The following is a 3638-nucleotide window of genomic DNA, read 5'->3' as shown; positions in this document are numbered from 1 at the left end:
ATAAATGAAACTTGATTAAGCCATAACATATAAAACAATAAGCCGTTAGAATATCTTTATAAATACCTGTGTTCTGTTTTTTGCTTCAATAGATATTTCCGGATTAGATTTCAGAAGCCGACTTTGATTCGATGATTATCCATTTACGTCATTCCCGAAAACGGGAATCCAGAAAGTTGTATGTTAAACCAATAGTGGATAACAAAAATACCGTGCCCCGTGTCCGCAGACAGGCGGGCGCCGGCAGGCAGGAGGTATCGGCATGACCAATCTCTGGATTCCCAATCAAGTTGGGAATGACGCGGACGGTGTTGGGAATGACGCGGGCAGTGTGGGAATGACATCATTATAGCATCCGCCCAAGGCGGACAAAAGGCCGGACAGTAGTGCTATAATATCTAATTATATATATATATATTAATATCTATTAATATATATTGTTTCACTTTAAATTTCCACATTAATAGTTTCATAACAATTTTAATATTGTTAATAAATATGTATGCTTTATTTCCGAATACCAAAATAAACTAAGAAAATATTTTTCACAATTGATACTTATTAGGATTCTATTCATCCTTATAAGTTTTCATGAGGCAAGAAACAACATTCAAACAAAGAGAGGTTCAGCATGAAATTTTCGATTCTAAAAATCTCAGTAATTGCGGTTTTTACAATGTTGCTTGTTAGCGAAACAGCATGGACAGACGAAATCGCTAAGAGAAACATCAAGGTTTTCGGCTTGATGAAAACTCACTGGGAGTATAATCAAGCGGTTAGCGGCGATAATGAAAACGTTTTCAAATTATATAATTGCCGTATCGGCGTCAAAGGAAGCTTAAATGATTTTACCAAATTTAAAGCTTTGTTTGATTTTGCCAGAACAGTTAACACCGATAAATTCAGCGGGGATATGTTGTTGGATGGTTATATCGAGTTATCGCCGAATCCTTGGCTTAAAGTAAAAATTGGCCAGTTTAAAACAAATTTCAGCACCGCTAATTTGCGCTCGGGCAGCAAACTAAGATTTATCGACAATCCAATAATTAAAACAGCCCCGCCAACTCGCGACTTAGGAATGATGGCTGAGTCTAACTATGATAAATTTAGCATGTCAGTAGGCTTTTACAATGGCAATGGTATGAATGAACAAGAAACAAATACCAATAAAAATATGTCTCTTAGGGGAGTCTGGAAACCTATTAATAGTGCAAATTTCTCAGCGAATTATTACACCGGTAAATCCGATGATGTCGGTTCCTCAGCCAGCAATCTTACCAGATATAATTTGGGTGTAGGTTTTAATCAAAACAACTTTTCCATTGAAGGCGAATATTCCAGCTATGATAATTCTATGCAAATCGCCTCAGGTTATTTTGCTGATGCTCAATACAACTTAAAGATGAATGGATTTATATCATCTATCGTTCCGGGCTTTCGTTATGGATGGTATGATACTAATACCGATACGGACAACAACGCCAAGACAAGATATACTGCCGGCCTAAATGTTCATTTTGCTAAATTTACCGGCGCGATGATAAGATTAAATTACCAGATTAATGACAGCGAATCAGACGATCTTGACGATGTTTTAAAAACCGAATTCCAATTGGCATTTTAACATATTTTTGCACCGTCAGGTTATAACGCCTGGCGGTGCAGATTGTTAAGTTGGACAATTAACGGTGTTAATAATAATGTATTACATATGTAAGGAGAGTTAATTGTGGACAAACCAACCAAATTCTTAACGAAAAGAAATCTATATCTGGTTTTGAGTGTGAGTCTCGTTCTGGCACTCGCAGCCTCTGTGTTTGCCCTTGAAATACCAAAAGGTAAAACAGGAGAAGATTTCGTTAATGAGGCAAAGGTAAATGTTCAAGGCATTTCACCGGAAAAGACAAAAATGCTTCTGGATGGCACTGATAATGTCGTTCTGCTAGATATTCGCAGCTTTACCGAGTTCAAAGAGAGTGGATGGATAGCGGGCAGAACGGTCTTGCCCCATGGTATGGTAATATTTAAAATTACTGAGATAGTTCCTAATAAAGATGTTCCTATCATCGCCTATTGTAAAAAGGGTAAAAGATCAGCATTAATTGCTTATCATTTGAAGCAGATGGGGTATGAAGATGTTAGGTGGCTTGAGGGTGGAATACTGGGATGGAAAAAAAGTGGATTGCCAATTGAAAAATCAGGCAACTCTGCAATAGCCGAAAAACCAGTAGTGCCTGCAGGTGAAATGCCAATCGGTAAAACAGCAGACGATTTTGTAGCTGAAGCTAATAAGGCAGTAAAAGCAGTAAGCCCTTCTGATGCAAAACGAATAATGGAAACAAAAGATGCTGTCCTCCTTGATATCAGGAGTGAACAAGAAAGAAAGTCTCAGGGCGCAATGAATGGGGCTTTGGTAATGGAACACGGCAAGGTTGTGTTCAATATTATGAAAAAGATTCATGATGCCAATAAACCGATACTTGTTATCTGTAAGAAAGGGAGCAGATCAGCTCTTGTTGCACATCAACTGCAGCAAATGGGATACAAAGATGTCCATTATATCAAAGGCGGCATTATAGCTTGGAAAGAAGCTGGGGCTCCTTGTATTAAAACAAACACCATGATTCATGATGAACAGCAACAATTGAAAGTCCGACTATAAAGGAACTGGCTTCTACCGCCTCAGGATCGGACTTTTTGGAAGAAACACCGGGTAAGGAGATAAAAAATGTTCAAAATAAAAATGAATATGAGAAATAAACTGCTTTTAGTGTTTCTCTCTATAATACTAATCGCAGTAGTGAGTACAGCTATTTCATCTATTCGAGGCATGGTAACTCCATTAAGAGAAATTGCGATTAAAGATCTTCAATCTATAGTAGATGAGTTCTATATTTTTACGGAAGCGAATCCGGATATGGATTGGGCTGTGATAAAAAAAATATGCAACGAGAAGATAACAGTAGGGAAAACAGGGTTTATTTTCGTGGTTGATCCCGAAGGGAATTTGTTAATCCATAAGAAAGCCGAGGGCGAGAATTGGGGAAACAAACCACACATAAAGGAAATCTTGAAAAGAAAAAATGGGACGATGAGGTATCTTTCACCTAAGACTAATACATATAAGCTGGCTGCATTTAGATATCTTGAAGAGTGGAACTGGATAATTGTGGCAGGTGCATTTGAAGACGAGTTTTTAGCGAAACCTCGTTCGGAAATAATTAAGTATAGTATTGTGGCTGGTAGTATAATCTTTATTCTGGCAGTCTTGATTATTTTCGTTTATGCAACAAGGATGACAAGACCGATTACTCAAGTGGTTGATATGATTAAAGATGTCGCCCAAGGTGAGGGAGATCTGACAAAAAGACTTGATATAAATTCTAAAGACGAGGTTGGCGATTTAGCCATGTGGTTCAATACTTTCATGGATAAACTCCATGATATAATCGCTACAGTAGCCAACAACACCGATCAGCTTGCCTCTGCTGCCAATGAAATCTCATCCTCCGCTGAGGAGTTAACAGTTGGTGTTAAAGAGCAAACCAATCAAACTGCCCAGGTATCTACCGCTATTGAGGAAATGACTGCCACAATAGTTGAAACTTCCAAAAATACCGGTGAAGTTTCTGAGAAAA

3 protein-coding genes are annotated in these 3638 nt (G+C 38.0%); all 3 read left to right on the top strand.

Annotated features, from left to right (window positions below):
* The first annotated feature begins 631 nt into the window (after positions 1–631).
* Entirely contained in the window at positions 632–1624 is a 993-nt protein-coding gene (locus J7K40_07155) for a hypothetical protein (GenBank protein MCD6162174.1), read from the top strand.
* 105 nt (positions 1625–1729) lie between these two features.
* The gene (locus J7K40_07150) at positions 1730–2662 is read left to right on the top strand and encodes a hypothetical protein (GenBank protein MCD6162173.1); all 933 of its coding nucleotides are present in this window, start codon (positions 1730–1732) and stop codon (positions 2660–2662) included.
* 66 nt (positions 2663–2728) lie between these two features.
* On the top strand, positions 2729–3638 hold a 910-nt coding region (locus J7K40_07145), incomplete at its 3' end, for a methyl-accepting chemotaxis protein (protein MCD6162172.1).

The sequence above is a fragment of the Candidatus Zixiibacteriota bacterium genome (assembly GCA_021159005.1).
Taxonomy (GTDB): Bacteria; Zixibacteria; MSB-5A5; order UBA10806; family 4484-95; genus JAGGSN01.
Note: the sequence above shows the minus strand (reverse complement) of the source record. Positions and strands in the feature narration are given on the sequence as shown.